Genomic DNA, 24903 nt, shown 5'->3' with positions numbered 1-24903 from the left:
GTCGCAATACCTGTTAATCGTACTAATTTAGGCGAAACTCCACTAGTTTTGCTAGTAAGGAGGAATCGGCAGGTGAAAAAGAGAATTTGACTCTTTATAAGACAGTGAAGGAGGCTGTATATAATGAGTCTTACGATTAATATGGAGGCGAAAAATCGCGTATTGTGCATTCGTCTCAAAGGTGATTTAGATCATCATACAGCAGAAAAATTGAAAAACCAGGCAGAGGCAGCCATTCAAAAGCATAATATCAAACATATCATCCTTAACATGGAAGAATTGGATTTTATGGACAGTTCAGGGCTTGGAGTTATTTTAGGGCGCTATAAGCAGGTGAATAAAAAGCAAGGTGAAATGGTGGTATGTGCAATTTCTCCGGCAGTAAAGCGGTTATTTGAGATGTCAGGGTTGTTTAAAATTGTTAAAATGGAACTATCCGAAAAAAACGCTTTGCAAAGACTGGGGGTTGCCTAAAATGAAAAATAAAATGGAAACGAAATTTTCTGCACTTAGCCAAAATGAATCTTTTGCCAGGGTAACTGTTGCGGCTTTCATTGCCCAATTGGACCCGACGATGGATGAATTGACAGAGATCAAGACTGTCGTGTCAGAAGCCGTTACGAATTCGATTATCCATGGGTATGAGAGTGACCCGGAAGGTTGGGTATACATTTCAGTGATCATCGAAGGCGATACTGTGGAATTGACCATCCGGGATGAGGGACTGGGCATTGAAGACGTCGAGGAGGCTAAACAGCCGTTATTTACGACAAAACCCGAACTTGAACGTTCCGGAATGGGATTCACCATCATGGAAAACTTCATGGATGAAATCAATATAATTTCCCATAAGGGCGAAGGCACGATCATTCGATTAAAAAAGCACTTAACTACAAGCAGAGCTTTGTGCAATTAAGGGAGACTTGCATATGGATGTGGAGGTTAAAAACGAGAAGGGCAAGAAAGGCCAGCCCCATTTAAAAGATGAGGAATTGCGGAATTTAATCCAACGCAGCCAGAGCGGTGACCAAGATGCGAGAAATCTGATTGTCAACAGCAATCTGAGGCTTGTATGGTCAGTAGTGCAAAGATTCCTCAATCGAGGTTACGAACCGGATGACCTTTATCAAATAGGCTGTATTGGTCTGTTAAAGTCCGTGGATAAATTTGACTTATCGTTTGAAGTGAAATTCTCAACGTATGCTGTGCCTATGATCATTGGTGAAATCCAACGTTTTATCCGTGATGACGGAACGGTTAAAGTAAGCCGGTCATTAAAGGAAATGGCGAATAAAATTCGCAGGGCCAAAGAGGAGCTTTCAAAGACGTATGGCCGAGTTCCGACTGTCAATGAATTGGCGGAACATCTAGAGCTGTCGCCAGAGGAAATCATCATGGCCCAAGAAGCTAGCAGGAGCCCTTCATCCATCCATGAAACGGTTTACGAAAATGATGGAGATCCGATTACTCTTCTTGACCAGATTGCCGACAATAATGAAACCTCCTGGTTCGATCAAATTGCTTTGAAAGAAGCCATACAAGAATTGAATGAACGTGAAAGGCTGATTGTTTTCCTGAGGTATTATAAAGATCAGACGCAATCGGAAGTGGCGGCAAGGCTTGGCATCTCCCAAGTCCAGGTGTCAAGGCTGGAAAAGAAGATTCTTCAGCAAATGAAAAACCACATGAATCAATGATTCATGTGGTTTTTCATTGAGCTTGAAAATAAATGATTGATTTTAGGAAAAAGTAAAAGTGGTTCTTATCAAGTAGAATGAAAATATGAGCGGGGTCGAATTTTTTAGTTGAATTTAGGATTAAAAACGAATATTATAGTAAAGGTCGCGTTTTTCATTCGTTTTTTTAGCTTTCTTTTAATCAATATTGATTAGGAAAAACGTTGATGCAGTACAATATTAGGACACCTTGTCTTTTCGTGCAAACGGTTGTCGGTGTTTCCTTTAGATCTGGAGGTCTAAAATATGTTTATGGAAAAGTTTTTCTCCCTGAAAGAAAATGGGACGGATGTCCGTACAGAAGTCATGGCGGGTGTTACGACATTTTTAACTATGGTTTATATCCTAATCGTGAATCCGGCTTTATTGTCTTCAATCGGAATACCATTTGAGCAAGTTTTCATGGCAACGGTCATATCAGCGGTGATCGGTACCCTTATCATGGGACTCGTTGCAAAATACCCGATTGCGATAGCACCAGGGATGGGTTTGAATGCGTATTTTGCCAGCGTAGTGGGTGCTCAGGGTCTTTCATACCAGACCGTATTCGGTACGGTTTTCATTGCTGGTTTGCTATTTCTGCTAATTAGCGTGACAAGCTTGCGTAAAATGATAATTGATGCGATTCCTAATTCATTAAAATATGGCATCACATCAGGAATTGGTTTATTCATTGCGTTTATCGGATTAAAAAATGCAGGAATCGTAGTTCCTAATGAATCAACTATGGTGACTCTTGGCGATTTGCATCAGCCTGGAACCGTTTTAGCATTAGCAGGCTTATTCATTACCTTGATTTTTATGGCCCGTAATATTAAAGGGGCAATTTTCATTGGTATGATCGTTACGGCAATCATTGGCTACTTTATCGGTTTGCTCAACTTCGATGGGGTCTTATCTGTACCTCCAACACCGGTATTTTTTGATATCGATATTGCCGGGGTCTTCACGAATTCTTTATATTCAATTGTTTTCGCCTTTTTACTTGTGACGATTTTTGATACGACAGGAACCTTGATTGGCGTGACGGAACAGGCAGGACTAACGAAGGATGGGAAAATCCCCCGAGCCAAGAAAGCCTTTTTAGGTGATGCGATTGCGACAACAGTCGGCTCGATGTTTGGTACAAGCCCTTCGACTGCCTATGTTGAATCAAGTACGGGAGTGGCCGCTGGCGGACGTACGGGATTAACCTCTACAGTCGTGGCAATCTTGTTTGCTGCATCGATTTTCTTTTCTCCATTGATATCGGCAATTTCTTCAGTTCAAGCAATCACAGCTCCTGTTTTGATCATCGTGGGATGTTTCATGATGGAAGGGCTGGCTAAAGTCAATTGGAAAATTTTCGATGAGGCATTTCCTGCATTTGCGATCATTTTAACGATGCCGCTTACTTCAAGTATATCTACAGGCATTGCAATCGGGTTCATTACTTATCCCCTTATGAAGGTATTTAGTGGAAAAGGAAAATCCGTACATCCGCTCATTTATATTTTTGGATTGATATTTTTGGTTCAGCTGATTTTCTTCCCCACTCATTAAAGTATGAATCTAAATCAAAAAGACATGCTGTCATTGCAGCATGTCTTTTTTTGTTTTCAAATTAGTAATATATGGACATGGTTCACTTCCTGCATTTTCAAACTGCTTCCAATCCATACTACTAGCATAAGGAAATAAAAGGTCGGGATGTGATGATAGTGGCAGTTGTATATATCAGGATGAGGAACCGTGTACAAGTAAAGGGAAATCAAACGGTGAGGATAAAAGATATTGCAAGGATAATCGGACCTGAAGAAGTGATCACCTTAATTGAAGAAATCATATTATTAACGGTCAAGAAGGAAGATAGGAATATTATTGTCATTGATTTGGCTCAAGTTATCATGGCCATCCGCAAGGTGGATTCGACTATTGAAGTGGAGACATTCGGGCCATCTCAAACGATCATCGAAATCATCCTCTCGAAAAAGAAAATGTCATACCTGACATTCGCCTTAGTTTGGTTTTTATTATTTGTCGGCGGCGGAATGACGATAATGAATTTTCATGTGGATGTCAGCATGGGGGAAGTGCATCAAAAAATCTTTACTATAATAACGGGAAAAGTGGATGATAAGCCGTTATTGATTCAAATCCCATATAGCTTCGGCCTTGGTATGGGCATGATTCTATTTTTTAATCACTTCTTTAAAAAACGCTTCAATGAGGAGCCTAGTCCGCTCGAGGTTGAAATGTTCAACTATCAGCAGGATTTGGACCGCTATGTAATCATGAATGAAAATAAGGAGAACGTGCGCCACCTTGATGACCGGTAAAATCATCTTCGGAATCTTTGTCGGTTTAGCCGGGGGTTTTGCGACAGGTGCCGGTTTTGTAGCGTTTTTAACTGTACTTGGGGTGATTCCGAGGCTGACTCAGCTGACAAAAACAATGAAAATGATACATTACTACGAAGGAGCCATCATAGCCGGAGTTGTCGCAGGAACTTGGTTAGGATTACAGGAGACGGAACTTTACCTCCCGCATTTTTTATTAATTCCAATCGGTTTGGCTGACGGGATATTTAATGGGATGCTTGCTGCTGCCTTAACTGAAGTCCTTAATGTATTTCCGGTTCTTTCAAAACGAATCGGAATTCAAGAGAAGATCATTTATCTGTTGATGGCACTCGTATTGGGGAAAATAGCCGGATCATTATTCCAATGGATTTATTTTGTCGATTTATAAGATTATGAGGTAACTATTCCTGATGATGAAAGGTAGGCCCAAGATGGTGACCAAACGAAAAGTGATATTGATTACGGATGGAGATGAGTATGCGAAACGGGCTGTCGAGCATGTAGCCAAGGAAATTGGGGGAAGATGTATCTCCATGTCCCAAGGTAATCCATCACGATATACGGGCTTGGAGTTAGTTGAATTAATAAAAAAGGCGAAGTATGATCCTGTATTGGTCATGTTTGATGATAGCGGTTTTATAGGAGAAGGATCAGGCGAACAGGCAATGAAGGTAGTTGCCGGACACCCTGATATTAATGTCCTTGGCGTAATAGCGGTCGCTTCAAAGACTAGAAGGGAAGAATGGACCAAGGTGGATATCTGTATTGACCGTGATGGTAATTTGACACCGAACGGGGTTGATAAATACGGCGCCGAGGAATTTGAACTGGGAAAGATAACAGGAGATACGGTGTATTGCATTGATCAATTACATGTTCCCATCGTAGTGGGGATAGGAGATATAGGGAAAATGTCCCATCAGGACGATTTTAAAAGAGGAGCACCGATAACGAAGCTAGCGGTGGAAATCATATTGGAAAGGAGTGGTCATGATGACTTCAGAAAAACCTCAAGACATGATGCCGATTCCGAGTAGGGTAGCGGAAGTTGACGCGTACATGGAAGAGAAAGTAGGTCTAGGCGTCAGCTTCGACTTAGGAGTAAGAAAGATAAAGGTCTATAGAAAAGATGTTCATATTTACTATATAAACGGGCTGACGGATACAGAGTACATCATTGATATCCTCGATTCTCTTATTCATAACAAAAATGCCGATATCGTGTCTACTAAAGTTTTTGATGTAGTCAAAGACTTGCTCGTACACCAATCCGTTCAGGAAATAAAGACGATGGATGAGCTTGTTGATCAGGTATTATCCGGTTTAATAGTCGTTGTTGTTGATGGCAAACCAATAGGATTGGTTGTGGATGTCAGGAGTTATCCCGGGAGACAGCCAGTAGAACCAGATACGGAAAAAGTCGTCCGTGGATCAAGGGATGGTTTTGTCGAGAATATCATCATTAACACAGCGATAACCAGACGGAGAATCCGGGATGAAAGATTACGTTTCGAAATGCTGCATGTAGGGGAACGATCGAAATCGGATATATCCATCGGCTACATTAAAGATATTGCCGATCCCGATTTAATAGAAATCGTTCGTAAGGAATTGAATAATATTGAGGTTGATGGCATAACGATGTCTGATAAAACGATCGAAGAGTTCATCGTCAATCAAAGGTATAATCCATACCCGCTTGTCAGATACACGGAACGGGCTGATGTGGCGGCAACGCATTTGCTTGAGGGGCATGTCCTTATTTATGTGGATACTTCACCGAGTGTCATCATTACCCCGTCCACTCTTTTCCATCATATGCAACACGCTGAGGAGTATCGGCAGGCACCTGCCGTTGGGACATTGGTGCGCTGGGTCCGGTTTCTAGGGATTTTCGTTTCGTTATTCTTGCTGCCGATATGGTTATTGTTTTGTTTAGAGCCTTCCCTCCTGCCGGAAAAGTTCGAGTTTATCGGACCGAATGAAAAAACGCATATACCCATTGTAGTCCAAATCTTCATATCCGATATTGGGATAGAATTTCTAAGGATGGCAGCCGTTCATACTCCGACCCCGCTTTCAACGGCGATGGGCTTGGTTGCGGCAGTTTTGATAGGGCAGATAGCGATAGATGTTGGCCTCTTTGTTCCTGAAGTGGTTCTCTACGCTTCAGTGGCTACAATCGGTACATTTGTCACTCCGAGTTTAGAACTAGGGGTTGCGAATAAAATTTCCCGTTTGGCACTGATAGTTTTGGTCGCTATATTTAAAGTGCCTGGCCTAGTCATAGGCATCACGCTCTACATTATTATGCTTACTAGCATAAAGACGTTAAATACACCTTATTTATGGCCGCTTCTACCGTTTCAGCCGAAAGCCTTGTCACATATAATATTTAGAAGACCTTATCCAGGTTCTATAGAACGTCCGAGTATTGTACATCCCCAGGATTTATATAGGCAGCCAAGAAAATCTAAAGGTTGATGTTGTCGAAAAGTTGTGGTAATTTAATTTTATTCGGATAAAGCGGTAAAGTTAGGATTCACAAAGAGATAAAGCTACTATGACTCTTTGGAGTTTAAACCAATCTGTCTTTCCCTTCGAACTACTAAGCAGTCATAGAGGACAATATTTACATGGGATAATCGATTCGGATGAGGCTTGTTCATATAGAGAACCTTTTACAGCAGGGTTTCTTTATTTGAGGCTGCCTCATTTCTTATTAATCTTTAGTTTTAAGTCAGGAAGGTGAGGCTATCATGCATTTGTACGGAACCGGTGGTGTCAATGAACGTGGACATCTGGAGATTGGCGGAGTGGACACGATCGAATTGATCGAACAATTTGGCACACCATTATATGTTTATGATGTAGAGCTAATTCGCGAACGGGCAAGAGGGTTTAAGAGAACTTTTGAGGAATTGGGGATTTCGGCTCAAGTTGCTTACGCAAGTAAGGCCTTTTCTTCGATTGCCATGATCCAGTTGGCTGAGCAAGAAGGACTTTCTCTCGATGTTGTCTCAGCGGGGGAATTGTATACGGCAATTAAGGCAAATTTCCCAACAGAACGGATTCACTTTCATGGAAATAACAAAAGTGAAGAAGAGCTACATATGGCTTTGGATTATGACATTGGCTGTATAGTAGTCGATAATTTTTCAGAGTTGACACTGTTGGAAGAAATTTGTACAAACCGTGAACAAAAGGTGAAAATCCTTCTTCGTGTAACACCGGGTATTGAAGCCCATACGCATGATTATATTTTGACAGGGCAAGAAGATTCGAAATTTGGTTTTGATCTTATTAATGGCCAGGCCGAAGCAGCCCTTAGGCAAGCGCTGCAAAGTGAATTCCTGGAAGTTCTAGGGCTGCACTGCCATATAGGTTCCCAGATCTTTCAAACGACAGGTTTCCTTCTCGCGGCCCAAAAAATTATTGGCAAGCTGAATGATTGGCACGATTCGGTAGGGTATCAACCAAAGGTATTGAATCTTGGAGGGGGATTCGGGATTCGATATACACAAGAGGATGATCCGCTACCGGCGTCTCAATATGTTGAGGAAATCGTTAGGGAAGTGCAGAACCTGATTGCTGATTCCGATTTAGTAATGCCTGAAATCTGGATTGAACCTGGCCGTTCTTTAGTCGGAGATGCCGGTGTGACGTTGTACAAGGTCGGTTCTGAAAAGGAAGTTCCTAATGTCCGTAAATATATTGCCGTTGATGGGGGCATGAGTGATAATATACGTCCAGCTCTTTATGAGGCGAAGTATGATGCAATTCTGGCAAACCGGCCGCTTGACCCTGTAGAAGAGACAGTGTCCATTGCCGGGAAATGCTGTGAAAGCGGAGATATGCTGATTTGGGATTTACCATTGCCAAAAGCCGGCCGCGGTGATGTTTTGGCGGTATTTTGTACAGGGGCATATGGTTATTCCATGTCGAATAATTACAATCGGATTCCGAGACCGGCAGTCGTCTTTGCCGAAAATGGAGAAGCCCGGTTGGTCATCAAACGCGAGACGTACGAAGATCTTATCCATTTGGATTTGGCCCTTCATGAAGAGGCAGTCGTCAATAAAGAATAAAAAAAAGGATGGCATTGGCCATCCTTTTTTTATTGGAGTCAACTGAAAAGTGACTTGATCGCGTCTATTAAACTACTGAAGACTTCTTTCAATTTATCCAGAAATGATTGACCCTCTTCGGATTCAAGAAAATTGGAAAGCTTATCTTTAGCTGCAGTAAGCTGATCACCGACAGCGTTCCAATCAATATCCAATTCTTTTAGTTTATTGAATAAATCAATTAAACTTTGGACTTGAGCATCATTTAAGGTGATTCCAAGGTCTTTTGCTGAAGACTCGACAACCTCGCGGACCTCCTCAGTATTGGCTGGTGGATTTGCAGCCATTTCCTCTTTGATTTTCGTTACAAGTGCAGAGGCTTCTTCTGTACCGATTTCGTCACCCAATTTTGCTGTTTTCACCATTTCTTCATTCGCTGCCTGTTTCACATCTTCAGGAATCTTCTTATCGGCAGAGATTTCATAGGCTTTAATGACCCCTGTCAAAGCCGCTGTACCGGAGACGGGTATTGGCGCTGTGACATAAACGGTAGCATCCTTTACTCCAGCTGTTGCCAGTGCATTGATATACATTTCATCGGAAACCCAGTTAATGTTTTTCGACTCCAATTTAAGTCCGGTCCCTTTTTCCTCCAAAGTAATCGCAGAAGATGAAATCGCTTTTGTACCGATCAGACGGCTAGCAATATAGTCTCCTAAGTATTCATGTTCCTCCGCATTTGTAACCGTAAGGACCTCAACATCATTAGGTGCTTTCATTTCTGATAAAATCATATTTTTTTGTTCATTCGTCAGATTCTCACCAAGTGTGACGATCATTTCACCAACAGCTGCATCTGCAAAAGCCTTATATGGCAATAATAGGCATAATAAAATGGTTACAATGACCCATTTATTCATTTTTTTCATGATAATCCTCCTTAACCTTTCCTGCTGAATTGGGAATCTTTCAATAAAAGGGCGGCACTTTAAATCAGATTCATAGTATTTGACGAAACAAAGGATAAAAAAGATACATATTTTCTAGAAAAAATTTATATAGCCCAAGATAGCTACGTTTTTTTAACGAAAAAGTTTGGTGTATCTTTGTCTTTTATACCTATGAGGGCATTCTATGAACCTAGATCACTTTACCAATGTAGTAAAATCGAAGCAAGATTGCAAGGATATTTGTCAGATTGTGTTAAGTTATAGTAGAATGAATTCGTTATTTAAATATTTGGACCATTCATAAAGGGAGTATGGGATGAGGAAAAGTAATAAGACTCTTTTACTTATGATGCTTATTATCGCTTTGATGTGGGGAATCGTTTACTGGCTGTTTATCGCTTAGCACATAGCACATCGATAAATCAAGTGCTGAAAGTGATGTTGAAACGAACGAGGTTTTTATGTATGATGTAAATGTTATATGTGAGGATTATTATTCAAAGCAAATTAATTGGAAACAGGAAGATAATAAAAACGTTATTTAGTAACGAGGGATATTATGTTGATTAAGTATAAGAAAAGTTATGAGAAGTTTGCCATGGGATTATTATCTTTCATGCCAAATGAAAAAGAGATAAAAACACTTCGGAATACGATGAAGAATTATGAAACGGATGAAAATCTACAGCTGTTCTTATGGAAAGATGAAGAGATTACGGGCTTGATCGGAATAGAAGTCTCTCCAAACCACATTGAGATACAACATATATCTGTAAATCCATCCTTCCGGAAGCAAGGTATCGGTAAAACGATGGTCAGGGCCATCAAGGAGCAATATCCTGACAAAGAATTAAAAGCAAATGAGTTTACCGAAAGCTTTCTTGACAGATGTGAAGAATTCTGAATATGAAAGCTGGAAAGGAGGACCACCTTTAAGGGCGGTCCTCCTTTCTTGTTTTTCGAAGGGATAGCTGCCGAGCCCTTTCAGAAATGACATCCGAACGGTCACGCATTAGATGCTTATCGACTATGGAGGAATTAGCCATGTCGCTGTCTGCACCCCATATGTACCCTTCTTGCAAACACATGGTCTGGCAAATTTCGATCAAGCCTTGATCCGCAATAGGCAGATTAATGCTTTCATATGGCTTTTGAGATAACATTCGCTCATGTGTGTCCTCGAGCAATTTGTACAGTCGTTCTGGATCGAGTCCCAACTCCAGGAGCTCGGCCTTTTTATGGTGGAGATTTGATAGGGCTTTAGACAAGGTCCTTGCAGCCCCTTTTTTGTTTCCCCTACGATCATGATACAGGGCAACCGCAATTTGAATGAGCCCGACCCAATGAGAGTCACGCTCTTTTGGTGCGGTTTCTTTCCAATATTCTTCAAGAATTTCATGACATTCGAAGTAATCCCTAGTCCCATGGAAATGGACTAGGAAAGAAAGGTAGTCTTCCGCGTAATTCAATAGGAGCACCCCTTTTGTTTGATGGAATTATCTAAGGTAAGGCAAATAACATTTTCTTATAGCCTAACACCCACTATGTATACTCACCAAGTTTAGCATAGAATTTTTTCTTGGAAAATAAAGAAAGCCGATTGCAAGGCAATCAGCTTGATTCATCAGCCTTCATTTAACACCAAGAAGCACCGACGATAACTAATAAAATGAACAATACTACAATAAACGCGAATCCGCCGCCGTGTCCAAAACCACCTGCACCCATAATGAGTACCTCCTTTGTTCTGCTATTCTTACATTTCTAGGTTATGTTGGATTTCGGAATGTGATTGGGCATCAACCCATTTGTCGGAAATCCATTAAAGAACTTTTCTGAGGACAGTAAATTATTATTTGGATAAAGGGCGGCAATCCACTATACTTGATAAGTAAAAGAAATAGGCCTTTATCGGCCAATTAGATTTAAATGAGGTAATTTAATGGGTTATAATATTAAAATTGACGCTTTCGAAGGTCCGATGGATTTACTCCTGCATTTGATTAATCGCCTGGAAATAGACATCTATGATATTCCGATGGCTGACATAACAGATCAATACCTAGGGTACATCCATACGATGCAGCATCTGGAATTGGATGTGGCCAGCGAATATCTGGTGATGGCTGCAACACTGCTTGCCATCAAGAGTAAAATGTTGCTTCCAAAGCATGAAGATGAACAATTGATTGATGAAGATGGGGAAATATTTGAGGAAGATCCACGGGACGAGCTTGTGGAAAAACTATTAGAATATAAAAAGTATAAATATGCAGCCGAAGAATTTAAAGGTATGGAAGAAGAACGCAGCTTGCTGTTCACTAAACCCCCAAGTGATTTATCTGTTTATGTTAAAGAAGTGGAAAGTGATAAACAAGAGTTGAATATAAGTCTATATGATATGTTGGGTGCTCTGCAAAAACTGCTGCGAAGGCAAAAAATTCAAAAGCCGCTATACACGAAAGTAACGAAACAAGAGATATCGATCGAGAAACGAATGGATGAAATCATGATTGAGTTACAATCAATAAAAGGGAAGAAAAGTTTTTTTGAACTGTTTTCGCTCCCGGTTAAGGAGCATATCGTCATCACTTTCATGGCGGTGCTGGAACTGATGAAACTAAATGAAATCATCGTTGAACAGGAAGATAACTTTTCGGAAATCATGATTGCTGCTAAGGAAGGTGTAGAACCAGTTGGAAGTTATTAATTGGAAAGGGATTCTTGAGGCATTATTGTTTGCTGCCGGAGATGAAGGGCTCTCCGTCAAACAAATTGCCTCTGTCCTGGAAATTACGGAATATCAAGCAACGGACATCGTTGAAAGTTTGAAGGAAGAATATATATCTGATGTACGCGGGATTCAGGTGATCGAAATAGCGGGTGTTTATCAAATGACGACAAAGAAAGAGCACTCGGATTACTTGAAAAGGCTAGTGGAAACATCAAGCACTCAAGGTTTGTCCCAGGCTGCCTTGGAAACACTCGCAATCATTGCCTATAAGCAGCCGATTACCAGAGCGGAAATTGATGAAATTCGGGGAGTGAAAACGGAACGCCCCATTCATACACTTGTCACTAAAGTCTTAATAAAAGAGGTCGGCCGTGCTGAAGGCTCCGGCCGGGCTTATTTATATGGGACAACAAAAGAGTTTTTGGATTACTTCGGCCTGAATTCCATAGAAGAATTACCGCCACTAGCCGATAATTCGGATGATAGCTTTGAAAATGGTGAAGCCGATCTGTTTTTTGAAAAATTTCAGCAAACAATCGAATAACATTTTTCTTTAAATTGTGATAATATAGAAAAAAATGAATGCGGGGGGATTGCGGGTGCAAATTGTAGCATGCAATGGATTTGGGCTTGAAAAGTCAAAGTCAAATTCACCTGAGGATTTTTTTAATCGATCCGTTATACAATACATAAAGGATGGAGAAGAAAAGACGCTGAATGTACTGTATCTTCGCTATTTTGATGAGATGGTCACTCGTTGGACCCCATATCCCGCCAATCCCATATTCAAAAGCCCTAACAGGGATATTTATATGGCTGATATCATTGCCATGGTCTGTTTACTCAAGGACCCGAGCCTGGTTAACCGAAAACGTATATATATAAATGCAGAAAAAGAGCTGGCTGGTTATTTCGAAAATATGGATTTTGAAAAATTGGAGAAAGTGTTTATATCTATTGACCAAGCTAAACCATATGATATAGAATCACATGTTGACTATTATATTCAATCTTAATCATTTTGAGGAGGGTTCACGGTTGGGGAATACATTGGTAAAATCTCAGCTTGAGGATGTAAAAGGCTTTTTAGAAACGACAGTGGCTCAGCTAGAGGAATTTATAAATGAGACGACCTATTCTAAGCTGCAAGAAGAAAAAAGCGGGGATGAAACCTATTATAAAGGGATTCTTTCTAGTTTAAGAAGAATGCTTGTAAGTTGTGAAGAGGGCTTGGAGGCTTGCCAAATCGTTCTGAAAAATGATGTTTTCAATAAAGCTGCAGCTGAAAAGACGCTTTATAGAATTTATCATCAATGTATCGAAGAATACTTTTCCCCAAAATCAGATCGGTGGTTTGAGGACAGCAGATCTGCCTATACAGGGAAAAACTCGATTAAATTTCACCAAAGTGTACCTGACAGCATAATAACCATTCTGAAGGCAGTGGAAAGTGGATTCCAGACCATGCGTGAAGAATTGGAGTTTTATGAAACGGATTACCGGACGAAAATGTTACAGTCAAGATAATGAAACAGCTAGGCTTAATAGGCCTAGCTGTTTTTTTTTATCTATAAATGGAATCTCCGCTTATTCGAAACATAAAATACTTTGATGATTTATGTGCATAAAGGCTAAGAGGAGGTTGCAAGATGTCTGATGTAAGAGATTATGCTAAAGAGGTAAGTGATTGGGTTGATGGAGTGATGGAATATCTTGAGAAGATCGATATCACCGATTCGCCATTGCTGTCAAATATTGAACGGCTTTCCGAGATGACAAAAGATATGGATGCAGAAGAAATGGATTATGAGGATATGGTCCTGATTGAAGAAGAGATGGCTCGGGTTTACGAGGAAATTGAAGAGCTCGCTAGGGAATTTAATATACAGGAAAGGCAATCGGTGCCGATTGGGAAGCATACGCTACCGCCGTTACCTTATGCCTATGATGCGTTGGAGCCGACGATTTCGAGGGAAATCATGTATCTGCACCATGATAAGCATCATCAAGCATATGTCGATGGTCTGAATAAAGCGGAATTGATGATGAAAAAAGCGAGGGAAACAAAAGATTTTTCCTTGTTGAAACATTGGGAAAAGGAAGCAGCCTTTCATGGGTCAGGCCATTATCTCCATACGCTGTTCTGGGAAGAGATGATCCCGGGAGGGGGCGGACAGCCAAGGGGGGATTTACTTAACCAGATTGAGAAGGATTTTGGAAGCTTTGCCGCTTTTAAAAGTCATTTTAGTGAAGCTGCCAAACAAGTGGAAGGTGTTGGCTGGGCGATTTTAGTCTGGGTTCCGCGTGCGCGGCGGCTAGAAATACTTCAATCGGAATTGCATATGGTTTTGACTCAGTGGGATACAATCCCGATCCTTGTTCTTGATGTATGGGAACATGCTTATTACCTGCAATATAAAAATAATCGGGCAGCCTATGTGGACAAATGGTGGGACATTGTAAACTGGCCGAAAACAGCCGTAAGGTTCACCGAAGCGAAAAAGCTTATTTGGAAAATGCAATAACAGATAAAATATAGTAAAGTTTTTGGAGAACCAAATACAAATACAGAGCCGTAAAGGTTCATTCCGGACTGTAGACAAACTCGATGAAAACTCAGTTTGCCTGCAGTTTTTTATTTGAAAAGTTCCGCCGACTGTCTGCCAAGCAAAATCAAAGCAAGCGCCTTTGGTGTCTCTGCAGCCAGTTTTTCGGCAGTAGTGTCGTAAATTTCTCAATTCAATGAAGATGACAGTAAAAACCATAAAGACCGGAGAGCTTTTTTCGACCCGCAGCACTGTCGTGGGACGTTAACGCAGTTTATCGACCTAAACTACACTTTATTCGACCTACCTCGCACAGTATTCGACCGTCGAGGCACTATATTCGACCGTTCACAAATTTTTTTCGACCTTCACCTTACTATTTGGAATCCGAACAACATTTTGCCACCAAACTGAAACGAGCCGTAAAGGTTCGTGTTTTTTTGCCTGAAATTTTGTATCAAGAATTTTTTAGGGAAATTATGGCAAGGATATAAAGGAGAACCTGCTAATTTAATTTTAAAGCGACTTATGATTCTCATTTGGATATTATAATTAGATTGAAAGGGAGATGATATCATCTCACGAAATAGTGAGTACATGTCTTATTTAAATCCTTGAAATAACATTGGAAATGTGTTATTACTGCATATCTGAAGTACTATGGGTTTTTAAAAATAATTAATTTATATCAATATAAAAACTGTGACCAATTTGTGAACTTAAAAATTATTAAGGTATATTTATTGACTAGTTTCTATTTAATAATTATTATAAATAGGAGCAGATAAAAAAATTAGCTATTGGAGGAATTTATTATGTCATTAATCAATAAACAAGTTGAAGATTTTAAAGTACAAGCTTACCATGCAGGAGAGTTCAAAGAAGTTACACTTGAAGATGTTAAAGGAAAATGGGCAGTATTCTTTTTCTACCCAGCTGACTTCTCTTTCGTATGTCCAACTGAATTAGCTGATCTTCAAGATAACTATGAAACATTCAAGGAAATCGGTTGTGAAGTTTACTCAGTTTCAACAGATACTCATTTCAGCCACAAAGGATGGGCTGATGCTACTGATACAATCGGTAAAATCCAATATCCAATGCTAGCTGACCCGGCAAACGTTTTATCCCGTCAATTCGGTGTATTGATTGAAGAAGATGGCTTGGCTCTACGTGGAACTTTCATCGTAAATCCAGAAGGACAAATTAAAGCATACGAAGTCAATGATTTAGGAATTGGCCGTAATGCAGAAGAACTTGTAAGAAAAGTTCAAGCTGCACAATTCGTAGCGGAACATGGAGATAAAGTTTGCCCTGCAAAATGGACTCCAGGTGAAGATACACTTGAACCAAGCCTAGACCTTGTAGGTAAACTTTAATTTTTAATGGGAGGGTCCGTTTCTAAAGGTAATGGACATACCCAGCATTGATTACGATTACTGGACAATTCGTCCGACATGATCTAATGACAAAAGGCACTTACCTAAAATAAGTGCCTTTTGTTTTTCAAAATAATCATTTTAGCACGTTATAATCATTCAGCAAGGAGCACAAAAGATGAAAAAAATATATGATTTATTAATTATTGGTGGCGGTCCTGCAGGCCTCTCAGCAGGTGTTTATGCAGGAAGAGCCAAGCTAAAAACAATAATCCTAGAAAAAGGAACTGGCGGCGGACAAGCTGCAACTACATCGGAAATAGCCAATTATCCTGGTATCCGTCATATATCGGGCCCTAGGTTAGTTGAAGAAATGAAGCTTCAAAATGAAGATTTTGGCGTTGAGTTCGCCAAAGCCGATGTAACGGGCGTTGATTTCTCCGGTGAGGTGAAAGTAGTAAAAACCCTTGGAGGGGACTACCATGCACGCGCCGTCATCATTGCAACGGGTGCTTCTCCAAGAACACTAGGATTTCCAGGTGAAGAGGAATTTACCGGCCGCGGTGTAGCTTATTGTTCAACATGTGATGGTGAATTCTTTGAAGGGTTGGAAGTTTTCGTTATCGGGGCAGGATATGCAGCTGCTGAAGAAGCTATTTTCCTGACACGCTTTGCAACAAAAGTTACAATCATCGCCCGGGAATCAAGCTTCTCGTGTGCCCCGTCCATTGTTGATAAAGTAATGGCAAATGATAAGATTGAAGTGAAATTCAATACGGAAATCCTTGGGGTATATGGAGACGGGATGATTCAAAGTGCCCGTTTCATCAATAATGCGACTAAAGAAGAGTTTGAATATAAGGCGAAGGAAGAAGACAGTACGTTTGGCGTATTCGTTTTCATAGGTTACGAGCCGAAAACAGAGATTTTCAATGGCCATATCGAAATGGATGATGCTGGTTACATTTTAACCGATGATGATATGAAGACTAGTGTAAAGGGTGTTTATGCAGCGGGCGACCTAAGACCCAAATCCTTGCGCCAGATTATCACAGCTGTATCTGATGGAGCGATTGCAGCAACGGATGCCGGTAAATATATTGCAGAAGAAAAAGATCGCCTGGGAATCAAAGATGAACCTGAAGTTGAGAAACCGGCGAAAAAAGAACAGGCCACTGTCCCAGCAGGCAAGAGCGCTTTATTGAGTGATGCGTTACGTGGCCAATTAAAGGGAATCTTCGGCAAGATGGAGAGCGACGTTACATTAGTTTCCATCGTCGATGAAAGTTTGCCAAAATCAGTCGAATTGCGAGACTTCTTGTTGGATGTTGCGGAATTAGGAGATAAGCTCCATCTTGAGTTATACAACAAAGGGGAAAATACGGAAATTGAAGAAAAAATCAATGCAGATAAGTTCCCTGTCGTTTCCCTCTTAAATTCGAATGGTGAATACAGTGGCGTCAAATACCACGGTGTACCAGGCGGCCATGAGTTGAATTCCTTCATTCTGGCTATCTATAACCTGGCCGGACCTGGTCAAGCATTGGATTCAGTCGTATTGAATTCAATCAAGGGTATCAGTAAAAAAGCGAACATTAAGATTATGGTTTCATTGGCATGTCACTACTGTCCTGACGTTGTAGTGGGCGCTCAGCGCATAGCGATTGAAAACCCTAACGTTGAAGCTGAAATGGTCGATATAAGCAATTTCCAGGAAATCAAGAAGAAATATAAAGTCATGAGCGTGCCGGCCATGATCATCAATGATGAAGAAGTGGTATTCGGAGCTAAGAAAATTGATGAAATCGCTGCATTATTAGTATGATAGAACACTAAATCGATAGGGGTCCCCTATCGATTTTTTTTATGGGAAATCACTGAGAAAATCAGTGGATGACATGAAGGATTACATTCTTTTATTCATAACCCTTGTCCCTTTGCATAAACTTGTACAAAAACAAGTAAAGAGACGAGGGGGCACTCATGCGTTTTCCATATAAAGGGTTATCAAGTTTGTGTATCGTCATTCTCCTGTTGTCTTTTATGGCTCCTGTACAAAGCGCCAAAGCAAATGTATCCGTAAGTGCCCATAGTGCGATTTTAATGGATGAGGATAGCGGAAGGGTCATTTATGAAGTGAATGCCCATGAAAAGAACCGTATTGCAAGCATTACGAAAATAATGACGGCTATCTTGGCTATTGAATCGGGACAAATGGATGAAAAAGTGAAGGTAAGCAGCAATGCCTTCGGGACGGAGGGCTCTTCCCTTTATTTAAAAGAAGGAGAAAAAATTAAGCTCGAAGATTTGGTTTATGGCTTGATGCTTCGTTCAGGTAATGATGCAGCAGTCGCGATCAGCGAAAAGGTTGGCGGAAGCCTGGATGGATTCGTCTGGATGATGAATCAAAAAGCTGAAGAAATCGGAATGAAAAATACCCATTTTTCAAATCCACATGGTTTGGATAATACGAAGAACCATTATTCAACCGCATATGATATGGCCATACTCACTCGTTATGCCATGCAAAATAAAACGTATGTAAAGATTGCCGGCACAAAGGAACACAGGGCACCTAATTCCACAGAACAATGGGATTATGTATGGAAGAACAAAAACCGTTTGCTTACACAACTATATGAGTATTGCACAGGTGGGAAAACAGGTTATACCAAACTAGCAAAACGTACCTTGGTCACGACGGCAACAAAAAACGAACATGACCTGATTGCTGTGACATTGAATGGCCCGGATGATTGGAATGATCATATTCAAATGTACGAATCCGCCTTTAAGGATTATAAGCCGACAGAAATTTTACCCGAAGGCATGGTAAAAAATATGGAAAATGAAATATATAAAGGGCATGTCTACATTAAAAATGATTTTTCGTACCCACTGACAAAAGAAGAGAGAGAAATGGTCAATGTGAAAATGAAATTGCTGAAGCCCCAGAAGGCTTGGAAAGATAAAAGGAAAATCCCGGAAGTGGTTGGCAGAGCATCCATCTATCTCGATGGAAAGAAAATAGGCACTCGTTCGATTTTTTATGGGGTAGCAAAAGAAAGCTTCAAGCAACAATCATTCCAATCTTCATGGGCTGAGGTATTTGAAGCGGTATTGGGAATCGGACGAAATGGTTAATTACATTTGGTTCGGGATGTTTGTGATCGGTATTGTCTTTGGCATGGTTAATGGGACGATGGAACAGGTGAATGAAGCTCTTTTTGTCAGCGCAAAGGAAGCGGTCACGCTTTGTCTGGGATTGATGAGCATACTAGTTTTTTGGCTGGGCCTGATGAAAATAGCGGAGGAGTCGGGGCTGTTAGATAAACTATCCAACTTGTTCAAACCATTCATGAGATGGCTGTTCCCAGAAGTTCCTCCTAATCATCCCGCTATGGGGTATATACTTTCCAATATGATGGCAAACACATTCGGATTGGGGAATGCAGCTACGCCTCTTGGTATAAAAGCCATGGAACAGCTAAAGAAACTAAATGGAGGAAAAGCAACGGTCAGCCGCTCGATGGTCACTTTTTTAGCACTCAATACCTCAAGCGTAACGTTGATTCCAACTACTGTCATTGCGATCCGCATGAATTACGATGCCCACTCCCCGACGGACATCGTTTTTCCGACCATAATAGCAACGGCCATTTCTGCCGTTGGAGGAATCGCGATAGATCGATATTTTTATTACAGGAGAAAGAGGAACGGGAGGGAATAGGATGTTGCACTGGATGACCACCATTTCGATTTGGATGATACCGATATTGATACTCTGCATATTACTCTACGGCACATTGAAAAGAGTTCCCACCTATGAGACCTTCGTTGAGGGGGGGAAAGAAGGAATCAGCATGTCTTTTTCCCTCATCCCTTTCCTGGTAGGGATGCTTGTGGCGATTTCAGTATTTAGAGCATCAGGGGCGTTGGATTTCATTGTACAATCACTGCAGCCCTTGCTTTCCTTTCTTCATTTTCCGTCTGAGGTTTTACCCCTTGCGATTATTAGACCAATATCCGGAACCGCCGCTTTAGGAATCACCAGCGACCTGATATCGGTTTATGGACCGGATTCCTTTATTGGGCGCTTGGCTGCCACGATTCAGGGAAGTACAGATACCACCTTCTATGTATTGACCGTTTATTTTGGAGCCGTCGGAATCAAAAAAATGGGTGATGCCCTTAAGGTCGGCCTATTGGCAGACTTGATCGGAATCATAGCTGCCGTTATTGTCGTCACACTGGTTTTCGGTATGAATTAAAGGTAGGGAAATGGGCGATTCCATTTCTTTTTTTTTTGTCTTTTTTCTTAAAATTAGTCCTCCATTAATAGGGTTCATTCAAAATTTCATCAAAAGAAACATTTTTTTGTATGGAAAAATAAGCTATGTTACACTCATTATGGAAACCAACCCATTTAACCGTCCCATTATTGGTGTAATAATAAAAGAAAAGCTCTTAATAGCGAAAAACCTTTTGTTTTTGCCTCTCAATATGTAATAATTGTATGATTGTGTATGTATAGACAATAACAAACGAATGATTATACTATGGGGTGAAGATAGATGGAACGATTACAAAAGGTGATAGCACATGCTGGACTGGCTTCCCGCCGTAAAGCAGAAGAGTTGATTTTAGAAGGTAAGGTAAAAGTGAACGGCAAAGTAGTGAAGGAATTAGGTGTGAAGGTAGGGCCTAATGATAAGGTCGAGGTTAATGAAGTCCCGCTTGAAAAAGAAGCCCCGGTTTATTTCCTATTCTATAAACCGCGCGGCGTCATTTCGGCAGTTTCTGATGATAAGAACAGAAAAGTCGTAACGGACTTTTTCCCTTACATCAATGAACGGATTTATCCAGTTGGCCGATTGGATTACGATACTTCGGGCTTATTGATTTTAACGAATGACGGAGAATTTGCAAACACGTTAATGCATCCGAAGCATGAAGTGGATAAAGTGTATGTGGCAAAAGTGAAAGGAATGCCTTTGCGTGAAAGCTTGAAAAAGCTGGATAAAGGTATCAAGTTGGAGGATGGCAAGACTGCTCCAGCCAAGACAAGGGTATTGTCTACCGACAAGAAAAAGGAAACGGCCATCGTTGAAATCACAATACATGAAGGCAGGAACAGGCAAGTCCGCCGGATGTTCGAAGCAATTGGCCATCCCGTCATTAAATTGAAGAGGGAACAATATGGTTTCTTGACATTGGACGGTTTAACAGCAGGAGATTCCCGGGAGCTGACTCCACATGAAGTTAAATTAATGCGGACATTAGCAACGACCGAACCTAAACAGCGGAGAATGTAGACAAGATTTTTTCCTGTATTGATAGGTTGAAACCACTACCCCATTCTTCTCCTGGAAGAATGGGTGGTGGAAAACAACCTGTAAATACCTTTTCCTTCATGAATCGGGAAAGAATGTCACAAAACCTTCAGAAATGTAAATAAAAAGGACATGGCGTTAAATGGTATAATGGTATGGTTAAATTTAGTGTGGCCTTAGGAGGATATCTATGGATAAGAAGAAGCGACGCCTAATTAGCAGAACCATCATTCTCCTGCTTTTAGGTGCAGCTTTAGTGTTTGCCCTTTATACGAACTTCACTAAAGATAAGAATGAAAGCCTGAGAAAAGGATCCGATGCACCCAATTTCGTCTTGACTGATATGGAAGGCAAAGAGCATAAACTTTCCGATTACAAGGGAAAAGGCGTCTTCCTGAACTTTTGGGGTACATATTGCAAGCCGTGTGAATATGAAATGCCTTATATGGAAAATCAATATAAAAACTTTAAAGACCAGGGCGTTGAGATATTGGCGGTTAATGTCGGGGAATCTGACTATGCTGTCAATAATTTCATTACAAAGCATGATCTTACCTTTCCTGTCATGATCGATAAAGGTAGGGAAGTGGAAAATGCTTATCGCGTGGATATATTGCCTGTCACCTTTTTGGTTGATAAAGAGGGGAAAGTGATAGATATCATCACTGGAGCTTTGACAGAAGAGAGCATCCAAAAGCATATGGAGAGAATTAAACCATAATATTGGGGAGTTTTTGACATGAAAGAAGTAAAATGCGATTGTGGTCATGTAAATCCGTTTGGCACAAAGATTTGTGGGAAATGCGGTATGGTGCTTGATAACGAAAAAGAGAACAAGCTTATTGATATGAGATATGAAGGAAGTGCCAGGCGTTCACAAACATATAAAAAAACGATCATCGATAAAATATGGAACTTCTTTTCTTCCGTTAAGGTCGGGGTGACGCTCATTGTCATTGCCTTGATCGCTTCGGCTATCGGGACGATTCTACCCCAGGAAATGTACATTCCTTCAACAGCTACGCCTGCAGAGCATTATGAACTGGAATACGGCTGGTTCGGAATGGTGTATTATGAACTCGGGTTTCATAACTTGTATAGCTCATGGTGGTATTTGATTATCATAGGCATGCTGGGCATATCACTATTGATTGCCAGTATCGACCGGTTCTTTCCGTTATATCGATCGTTAAAAAAACAAGGGGTCACACGTCATGACGGGTTCATGAAACGTCAGCGGATTTATGGGGTGACAAAGCTTGAAGACCAAGATATAAACCTTGAAGGAGTAAAGGATAGACTAAAAAGGCAGCGTTATCATATACGAGAGGAAAACGGTCATATACTTGCCGAAAAGGGTCGTTTTTCACGTTGGGGACCCTATGTAAATCATATTGGACTTATCATTTTCTTAATTGGAGCATTATTGCGTTCCGTCCCTGGGATGTATATCGACAAAGTACTTTGGCTGCGTGAAGGCGAGAGAAAAGAAATCCCGGGTACAAATGGTGAATACTACCTCCAGAATAATGAATTTACCTTAGAGGTGTATGACAAAGAGAATGAAGAAGATGAGCAGTACAGTGCTGCAATTGATAAAACCGGTACGATCGCAAAAACCTATCAATCCGATGTTACGCTCTATGAGCGCAAGGGAGAAACCTTACCAGGGGAAAAAGTGGACCTTGATAAGCTTAAAGATTACAAAATCAAAGTCAATGAACCTCTGAAACATGATCATTATGCTCTCTACCAAGTAGACTATAAATTGGATGAGCTCAGTACGATGGCTTTTAATTTGATAAATAAAAAAACCGAAGAGAAATATGGCAGCTTAAAGGTTGATTTGAATAATCCTCAAAAGAAATACGAGTTGAAAGAAGGATATTCCGTTGACTTGATCAGTTACTTCCCAGATTTCGAGTTCGATGAAAAAGGCGAGCCTAGAACGATATCGAAGATTCCGAATAATCCAGCATTTATCTTTAAAATGCATACTCCGGATAAGCCAGAGGGTGAAGTCAGTTTCGTGGCGATTAAGGAGACTGTGGAGCCCTTAGGGGAAAACACTTATAAAATGGCTTTTAATGGTGTGGAAACCCAAGATGTCACGGCTTTGACCGTCAGGAAGGATTTAACGCTTTGGATCCTATTCACTGGTGGGATCATCTTCATGATCGGCGTTGTCCAAGGGTCTTATTGGAATCACCGGCGTATATGGATTAAAAGGAAAGATGATGAGATACTTTTGGCCGGCCATACAAACAAAAACTGGCATGGCATTAAAAGAGATATAAAACAAGCGATAGAATCAACATCACTTTCCGAACCAATGGATCAACTTGAAGAGGAGAAATCTTCTAGTAAGGGGGAAGTTTTAAATGGCTGAATTAAGCAGTAACCTTTTATATGCCGCTTTCATTTTATATCTGATCGCTACCTTTTTATTTGGGGGATCGATCAAGGATAAACGCGGGGCGGAGGAAAAGAAACAAAACAAATGGGCTAAGCTGGGCATTTTCATTACCATTATCGGATTTGCAGCGCAAATTGGGTATTTCATCACAAGATGGATTGCTGCAGGCCATGCCCCGGTAAGTAACCTGTTTGAATTTACGACCTTTTTCGGAATGATGCTGGTCGGTGCTTTCATATTAATTTATTTTCTTTATAAAACACCTGCCCTTGGGCTATTCGCTTTACCGATCGCATTATTGATAATCGCTTATGCAAGTATGTTCCCAACAGAAATTTCGCCACTCATTCCTGCTTTGCAGAGCGATTGGCTTCATATTCATGTTACGACTGCTGCGGCAGGACAGTCAATCCTTGCCATAAGTTTCGTTACTGCCATCATTTATTTAATCAAATTCGTCGATCAGACACAATCAAGCAAAAGAACGTTCTGGCTTGAAGCCATCATGTTTACATTAGTCTGCACCCTCGGTTTCGTCATCATCACTTCTTCTTTTGCTGCCATGGATTATAAGGCAAATTTTGATTGGGTCGATAAACATGGTGCCGAGGTCAAACAGGAATTCAACCTGCCGGCATTGGTAGGTCCCCATGAAGGGAAACTTATCGAGACGGATCGGTTTGAACCTCTGGTGGACATGCCTGCACTGATCAATGCCAAGAAACTGAATACTGTAATTTGGTCAATCGGTGCGGGACTCGTCCTGTATGGTTTAATAAGGTTGATCGCTCGCAAAAGAGTGGCGGCATTGATTAAACCGATCGTTAAAAATGTGAATTTGAATTTATTGGACGAGATTAGTTATCGTTCGGTCCTTATCGGTTTTCCGATCTTTACACTCGGTGCCCTCATTTTTGCAATGATCTGGGCTCAAGTGGCCTGGACACGATTCTGGGGCTGGGATCCGAAAGAAGTCTGGGCACTGGTTACTTGGTTGTTTTATGCGGCTTTCTTGCATCTCCGCATGTCAAAGGGGTGGCAAGGGGAAAAATCAGCTTGGCTTGCCGTAATCGGTTTTGCCATCATAATGTTTAACTTGATATTCGTAAATCTTGTTATTGCTGGTTTGCATTCATATGCTTGATTCTGTATTGTAATATTTAGATGAAGGGGGTCTTTTGATAGAAACGTCGAGGAGTAGGCTTATCGATTTTTCTGGAAAATGCCCCCTTTTTTGTCGCTCCCTTTAATAAAACAATATTTCGTTGAAATAGCATTTAAGAATTCTAAGTGGGCGGTCAAAGTCTTTTTTTGTGACAAAATGGTGAAAGGTTCATGGAAGCCATGCGAAATACGCTCTTTATCGTACTTTGTGAGGAAAAAGTATTAGTCATGGAAGT

The 24903-nt window shown here is 40.8% G+C and carries 27 protein-coding genes; 24 read left to right on the top strand and 3 right to left on the bottom strand.

Translation table 11 applies throughout. From position 1 onward, the window contains the following. Positions 1–123 precede the first annotated feature (123 nt). From spoIIAA to lysA, 9 genes are all read left to right on the top strand, one after another. Positions 124–474 (top strand): anti-sigma F factor antagonist, encoded by a 351-nt coding sequence (spoIIAA, locus tag LQ188_RS12535; RefSeq protein WP_034308142.1) that lies wholly within the window; start codon positions 124–126, stop codon positions 472–474. Position 475: 1 nt separating this feature from the next. Continuing rightward, entirely contained in the window at positions 476–916 is a 441-nt protein-coding gene (spoIIAB, locus tag LQ188_RS12530) for an anti-sigma F factor (RefSeq protein ID WP_053346844.1), read from the top strand. A 13-nt stretch (positions 917–929) separates the two neighbouring features. Continuing rightward, complete coding sequence (sigF, locus tag LQ188_RS12525) at positions 930–1697, top strand: RNA polymerase sporulation sigma factor SigF (protein WP_101222470.1); 768 nt, start codon at positions 930–932, stop codon at positions 1695–1697. A gap of 291 nt (positions 1698–1988) precedes the next feature. Further along, a complete protein-coding gene (locus LQ188_RS12520) occupies positions 1989–3278 on the top strand; it encodes an NCS2 family permease (RefSeq protein ID WP_230177095.1) in 1290 nt (429 codons plus the stop codon). 152 nt (positions 3279–3430) lie between these two features. Continuing rightward, the gene (locus LQ188_RS12515; protein ID WP_363320591.1) at positions 3431–4054 is read left to right on the top strand and encodes a stage V sporulation protein AA; all 624 of its coding nucleotides are present in this window, start codon (positions 3431–3433) and stop codon (positions 4052–4054) included. Continuing rightward, positions 4044–4466: a stage V sporulation protein AB gene (locus LQ188_RS12510; RefSeq protein WP_230177093.1), complete on the top strand. Its 423-nt coding sequence runs from the start codon at positions 4044–4046 to the stop codon at positions 4464–4466. Before LQ188_RS12515 ends, LQ188_RS12510 begins: the two co-directional genes overlap by 11 nt. A gap of 43 nt (positions 4467–4509) precedes the next feature. After that, on the top strand, positions 4510–5115 hold the full coding sequence (locus LQ188_RS12505; protein WP_230176974.1) for a stage V sporulation protein AE: 606 nt from the start codon (positions 4510–4512) through the stop codon (positions 5113–5115). Beyond that, positions 5072–6562, top strand: coding sequence for a spore germination protein (locus LQ188_RS12500; protein WP_101222468.1), 1491 nt, complete (start codon positions 5072–5074; stop codon positions 6560–6562). The genes LQ188_RS12505 and LQ188_RS12500 overlap by 44 nt, the downstream gene beginning before the upstream one ends. A gap of 275 nt (positions 6563–6837) precedes the next feature. Beyond that, the gene (lysA, locus tag LQ188_RS12495; protein ID WP_101222467.1) at positions 6838–8166 is read left to right on the top strand and encodes a diaminopimelate decarboxylase; all 1329 of its coding nucleotides are present in this window, start codon (positions 6838–6840) and stop codon (positions 8164–8166) included. Positions 8167–8204: 38 nt separating this feature from the next. On the opposite strand, the gene LQ188_RS12490 is transcribed toward lysA, so the two are convergent. Next, a complete protein-coding gene (locus LQ188_RS12490; RefSeq protein ID WP_230176973.1) occupies positions 8205–9074 on the bottom strand; it encodes a DUF1002 domain-containing protein in 870 nt (289 codons plus the stop codon). A gap of 580 nt (positions 9075–9654) precedes the next feature. On the opposite strand from LQ188_RS12490, the gene LQ188_RS12485 reads away from it, so the two are divergent. Further along, positions 9655–9999 carry a GNAT family N-acetyltransferase gene (locus LQ188_RS12485; RefSeq protein ID WP_101222466.1) on the top strand — a complete coding sequence of 115 codons (345 nt, stop codon included), beginning with the start codon at positions 9655–9657 and terminating at the stop codon, positions 9997–9999. Between the two features lie 28 nt (positions 10000–10027). Here the strand turns inward: LQ188_RS12485 and LQ188_RS12480 are convergent, their stop codons facing one another. Together LQ188_RS12480 and LQ188_RS12475 are read right to left on the bottom strand one after the other, a co-directional pair. Continuing rightward, positions 10028–10564, bottom strand: coding sequence for a DUF309 domain-containing protein (locus tag LQ188_RS12480; protein ID WP_230176972.1), 537 nt, complete (start codon positions 10562–10564; stop codon positions 10028–10030). 166 nt (positions 10565–10730) lie between these two features. Continuing rightward, on the bottom strand, positions 10731–10823 hold the full coding sequence (locus tag LQ188_RS12475; protein WP_081108854.1) for a YjcZ family sporulation protein: 93 nt from the start codon (positions 10821–10823) through the stop codon (positions 10731–10733). 214 nt (positions 10824–11037) lie between these two features. Here LQ188_RS12475 and LQ188_RS12470 point away from each other — a divergent pair, with 214 nt between their 5' ends. The 14 genes from LQ188_RS12470 to ccsB all read left to right on the top strand — a co-directional run bounded on the left by LQ188_RS12470 (position 11038) and on the right by ccsB (position 24647). Then, positions 11038–11805, top strand: coding sequence for a segregation/condensation protein A (locus LQ188_RS12470; protein WP_230176971.1), 768 nt, complete (start codon positions 11038–11040; stop codon positions 11803–11805). Then, the gene (gene scpB / locus LQ188_RS12465) at positions 11792–12373 is read left to right on the top strand and encodes an SMC-Scp complex subunit ScpB (protein WP_230176970.1); all 582 of its coding nucleotides are present in this window, start codon (positions 11792–11794) and stop codon (positions 12371–12373) included. Before LQ188_RS12470 ends, scpB begins: the two co-directional genes overlap by 14 nt. 55 nt (positions 12374–12428) lie before the next feature. Continuing rightward, positions 12429–12845 (top strand): hypothetical protein, encoded by a 417-nt coding sequence (locus LQ188_RS12460; RefSeq protein WP_202190569.1) that lies wholly within the window; start codon positions 12429–12431, stop codon positions 12843–12845. A gap of 22 nt (positions 12846–12867) precedes the next feature. Further along, positions 12868–13356: a YpuI family protein gene (locus LQ188_RS12455; protein ID WP_101222461.1), complete on the top strand. Its 489-nt coding sequence runs from the start codon at positions 12868–12870 to the stop codon at positions 13354–13356. A gap of 122 nt (positions 13357–13478) precedes the next feature. Next, a complete protein-coding gene (locus LQ188_RS12450) occupies positions 13479–14354 on the top strand; it encodes a superoxide dismutase (RefSeq protein ID WP_230176969.1) in 876 nt (291 codons plus the stop codon). Positions 14355–15190: 836 nt separating this feature from the next. Continuing rightward, on the top strand, positions 15191–15754 hold the full coding sequence (ahpC, locus tag LQ188_RS12445) for an alkyl hydroperoxide reductase subunit C (RefSeq protein WP_034308115.1): 564 nt from the start codon (positions 15191–15193) through the stop codon (positions 15752–15754). Between the two features lie 178 nt (positions 15755–15932). Further along, positions 15933–17579 (top strand): FAD-dependent oxidoreductase, encoded by a 1647-nt coding sequence (locus LQ188_RS12440; RefSeq protein ID WP_230176968.1) that lies wholly within the window; start codon positions 15933–15935, stop codon positions 17577–17579. Between the two features lie 158 nt (positions 17580–17737). Continuing rightward, positions 17738–18898, top strand: a complete 1161-nt coding sequence (locus LQ188_RS12435; RefSeq protein ID WP_230176967.1) for a D-alanyl-D-alanine carboxypeptidase family protein — start codon at positions 17738–17740, stop codon at positions 18896–18898. Continuing rightward, positions 18891–19484 (top strand): nucleoside recognition domain-containing protein, encoded by a 594-nt coding sequence (locus tag LQ188_RS12430; protein WP_230176966.1) that lies wholly within the window; start codon positions 18891–18893, stop codon positions 19482–19484. Before LQ188_RS12435 ends, LQ188_RS12430 begins: the two co-directional genes overlap by 8 nt. A gap of 4 nt (positions 19485–19488) precedes the next feature. Next, entirely contained in the window at positions 19489–20025 is a 537-nt protein-coding gene (locus LQ188_RS12425) for a spore maturation protein (RefSeq protein ID WP_101223454.1), read from the top strand. Positions 20026–20328: 303 nt separating this feature from the next. After that, the gene (gene rluB, locus LQ188_RS12420; protein ID WP_034308106.1) at positions 20329–21069 is read left to right on the top strand and encodes a 23S rRNA pseudouridine(2605) synthase RluB; all 741 of its coding nucleotides are present in this window, start codon (positions 20329–20331) and stop codon (positions 21067–21069) included. Positions 21070–21277: 208 nt separating this feature from the next. Continuing rightward, entirely contained in the window at positions 21278–21808 is a 531-nt protein-coding gene (gene resA / locus LQ188_RS12415; RefSeq protein WP_144478468.1) for a thiol-disulfide oxidoreductase ResA, read from the top strand. 18 nt (positions 21809–21826) lie between these two features. After that, the gene (locus LQ188_RS12410) at positions 21827–23476 is read left to right on the top strand and encodes a cytochrome c biogenesis protein ResB (protein WP_101222454.1); all 1650 of its coding nucleotides are present in this window, start codon (positions 21827–21829) and stop codon (positions 23474–23476) included. Then, positions 23469–24647 (top strand): c-type cytochrome biogenesis protein CcsB, encoded by a 1179-nt coding sequence (ccsB, locus tag LQ188_RS12405; protein ID WP_101222453.1) that lies wholly within the window; start codon positions 23469–23471, stop codon positions 24645–24647. Before LQ188_RS12410 ends, ccsB begins: the two co-directional genes overlap by 8 nt. Positions 24648–24903: the final 256 nt, after the last annotated feature.

It is taken from the genome of Peribacillus sp. Bi134 (assembly GCF_918698065.1).
Classification (GTDB): Bacteria; Bacillota; Bacilli; order Bacillales; family DSM-1321; genus Peribacillus.
The sequence above is the reverse complement of the archived record's forward strand: the minus strand, read 5'-3'. Positions and strand labels throughout refer to the sequence as shown.

What these genes read in the sequence shown, in the direction of transcription:
- LQ188_RS12515 (WP_363320591.1), top strand. Translation starts at nt 3,431, where the DNA reads ATGATAGTGGCAGTTGTATATATCAGGATGAGGAACCGTGTACAAGTA.
- resA (WP_144478468.1), top strand. Translation starts at nt 21,278, where the DNA reads ATGGATAAGAAGAAGCGACGCCTAATTAGCAGAACCATCATTCTCCTG.
- LQ188_RS12430 (WP_230176966.1), top strand. Translation starts at nt 18,891, where the DNA reads ATGGTTAATTACATTTGGTTCGGGATGTTTGTGATCGGTATTGTCTTT.
- lysA (WP_101222467.1), top strand. Translation starts at nt 6,838, where the DNA reads ATGCATTTGTACGGAACCGGTGGTGTCAATGAACGTGGACATCTGGAG.
- LQ188_RS12490 (WP_230176973.1), bottom strand. Translation starts at nt 9,074, where the DNA reads ATGAAAAAAATGAATAAATGGGTCATTGTAACCATTTTATTATGCCTA.
- LQ188_RS12520 (WP_230177095.1), top strand. Translation starts at nt 1,989, where the DNA reads ATGGAAAAGTTTTTCTCCCTGAAAGAAAATGGGACGGATGTCCGTACA.
- LQ188_RS12450 (WP_230176969.1), top strand. Translation starts at nt 13,479, where the DNA reads ATGTCTGATGTAAGAGATTATGCTAAAGAGGTAAGTGATTGGGTTGAT.
- ccsB (WP_101222453.1), top strand. Translation starts at nt 23,469, where the DNA reads ATGGCTGAATTAAGCAGTAACCTTTTATATGCCGCTTTCATTTTATAT.
- LQ188_RS12410 (WP_101222454.1), top strand. Translation starts at nt 21,827, where the DNA reads ATGAAAGAAGTAAAATGCGATTGTGGTCATGTAAATCCGTTTGGCACA.
- sigF (WP_101222470.1), top strand. Translation starts at nt 930, where the DNA reads ATGGATGTGGAGGTTAAAAACGAGAAGGGCAAGAAAGGCCAGCCCCAT.
- LQ188_RS12475 (WP_081108854.1), bottom strand. Translation starts at nt 10,823, where the DNA reads ATGGGTGCAGGTGGTTTTGGACACGGCGGCGGATTCGCGTTTATTGTA.
- rluB (WP_034308106.1), top strand. Translation starts at nt 20,329, where the DNA reads ATGGAACGATTACAAAAGGTGATAGCACATGCTGGACTGGCTTCCCGC.
- LQ188_RS12435 (WP_230176967.1), top strand. Translation starts at nt 17,738, where the DNA reads ATGCGTTTTCCATATAAAGGGTTATCAAGTTTGTGTATCGTCATTCTC.
- LQ188_RS12470 (WP_230176971.1), top strand. Translation starts at nt 11,038, where the DNA reads ATGGGTTATAATATTAAAATTGACGCTTTCGAAGGTCCGATGGATTTA.
- LQ188_RS12510 (WP_230177093.1), top strand. Translation starts at nt 4,044, where the DNA reads ATGACCGGTAAAATCATCTTCGGAATCTTTGTCGGTTTAGCCGGGGGT.
- spoIIAA (WP_034308142.1), top strand. Translation starts at nt 124, where the DNA reads ATGAGTCTTACGATTAATATGGAGGCGAAAAATCGCGTATTGTGCATT.
- ahpC (WP_034308115.1), top strand. Translation starts at nt 15,191, where the DNA reads ATGTCATTAATCAATAAACAAGTTGAAGATTTTAAAGTACAAGCTTAC.
- LQ188_RS12505 (WP_230176974.1), top strand. Translation starts at nt 4,510, where the DNA reads ATGGTGACCAAACGAAAAGTGATATTGATTACGGATGGAGATGAGTAT.
- LQ188_RS12485 (WP_101222466.1), top strand. Translation starts at nt 9,655, where the DNA reads ATGTTGATTAAGTATAAGAAAAGTTATGAGAAGTTTGCCATGGGATTA.
- spoIIAB (WP_053346844.1), top strand. Translation starts at nt 476, where the DNA reads ATGAAAAATAAAATGGAAACGAAATTTTCTGCACTTAGCCAAAATGAA.
- LQ188_RS12440 (WP_230176968.1), top strand. Translation starts at nt 15,933, where the DNA reads ATGAAAAAAATATATGATTTATTAATTATTGGTGGCGGTCCTGCAGGC.
- LQ188_RS12500 (WP_101222468.1), top strand. Translation starts at nt 5,072, where the DNA reads ATGACTTCAGAAAAACCTCAAGACATGATGCCGATTCCGAGTAGGGTA.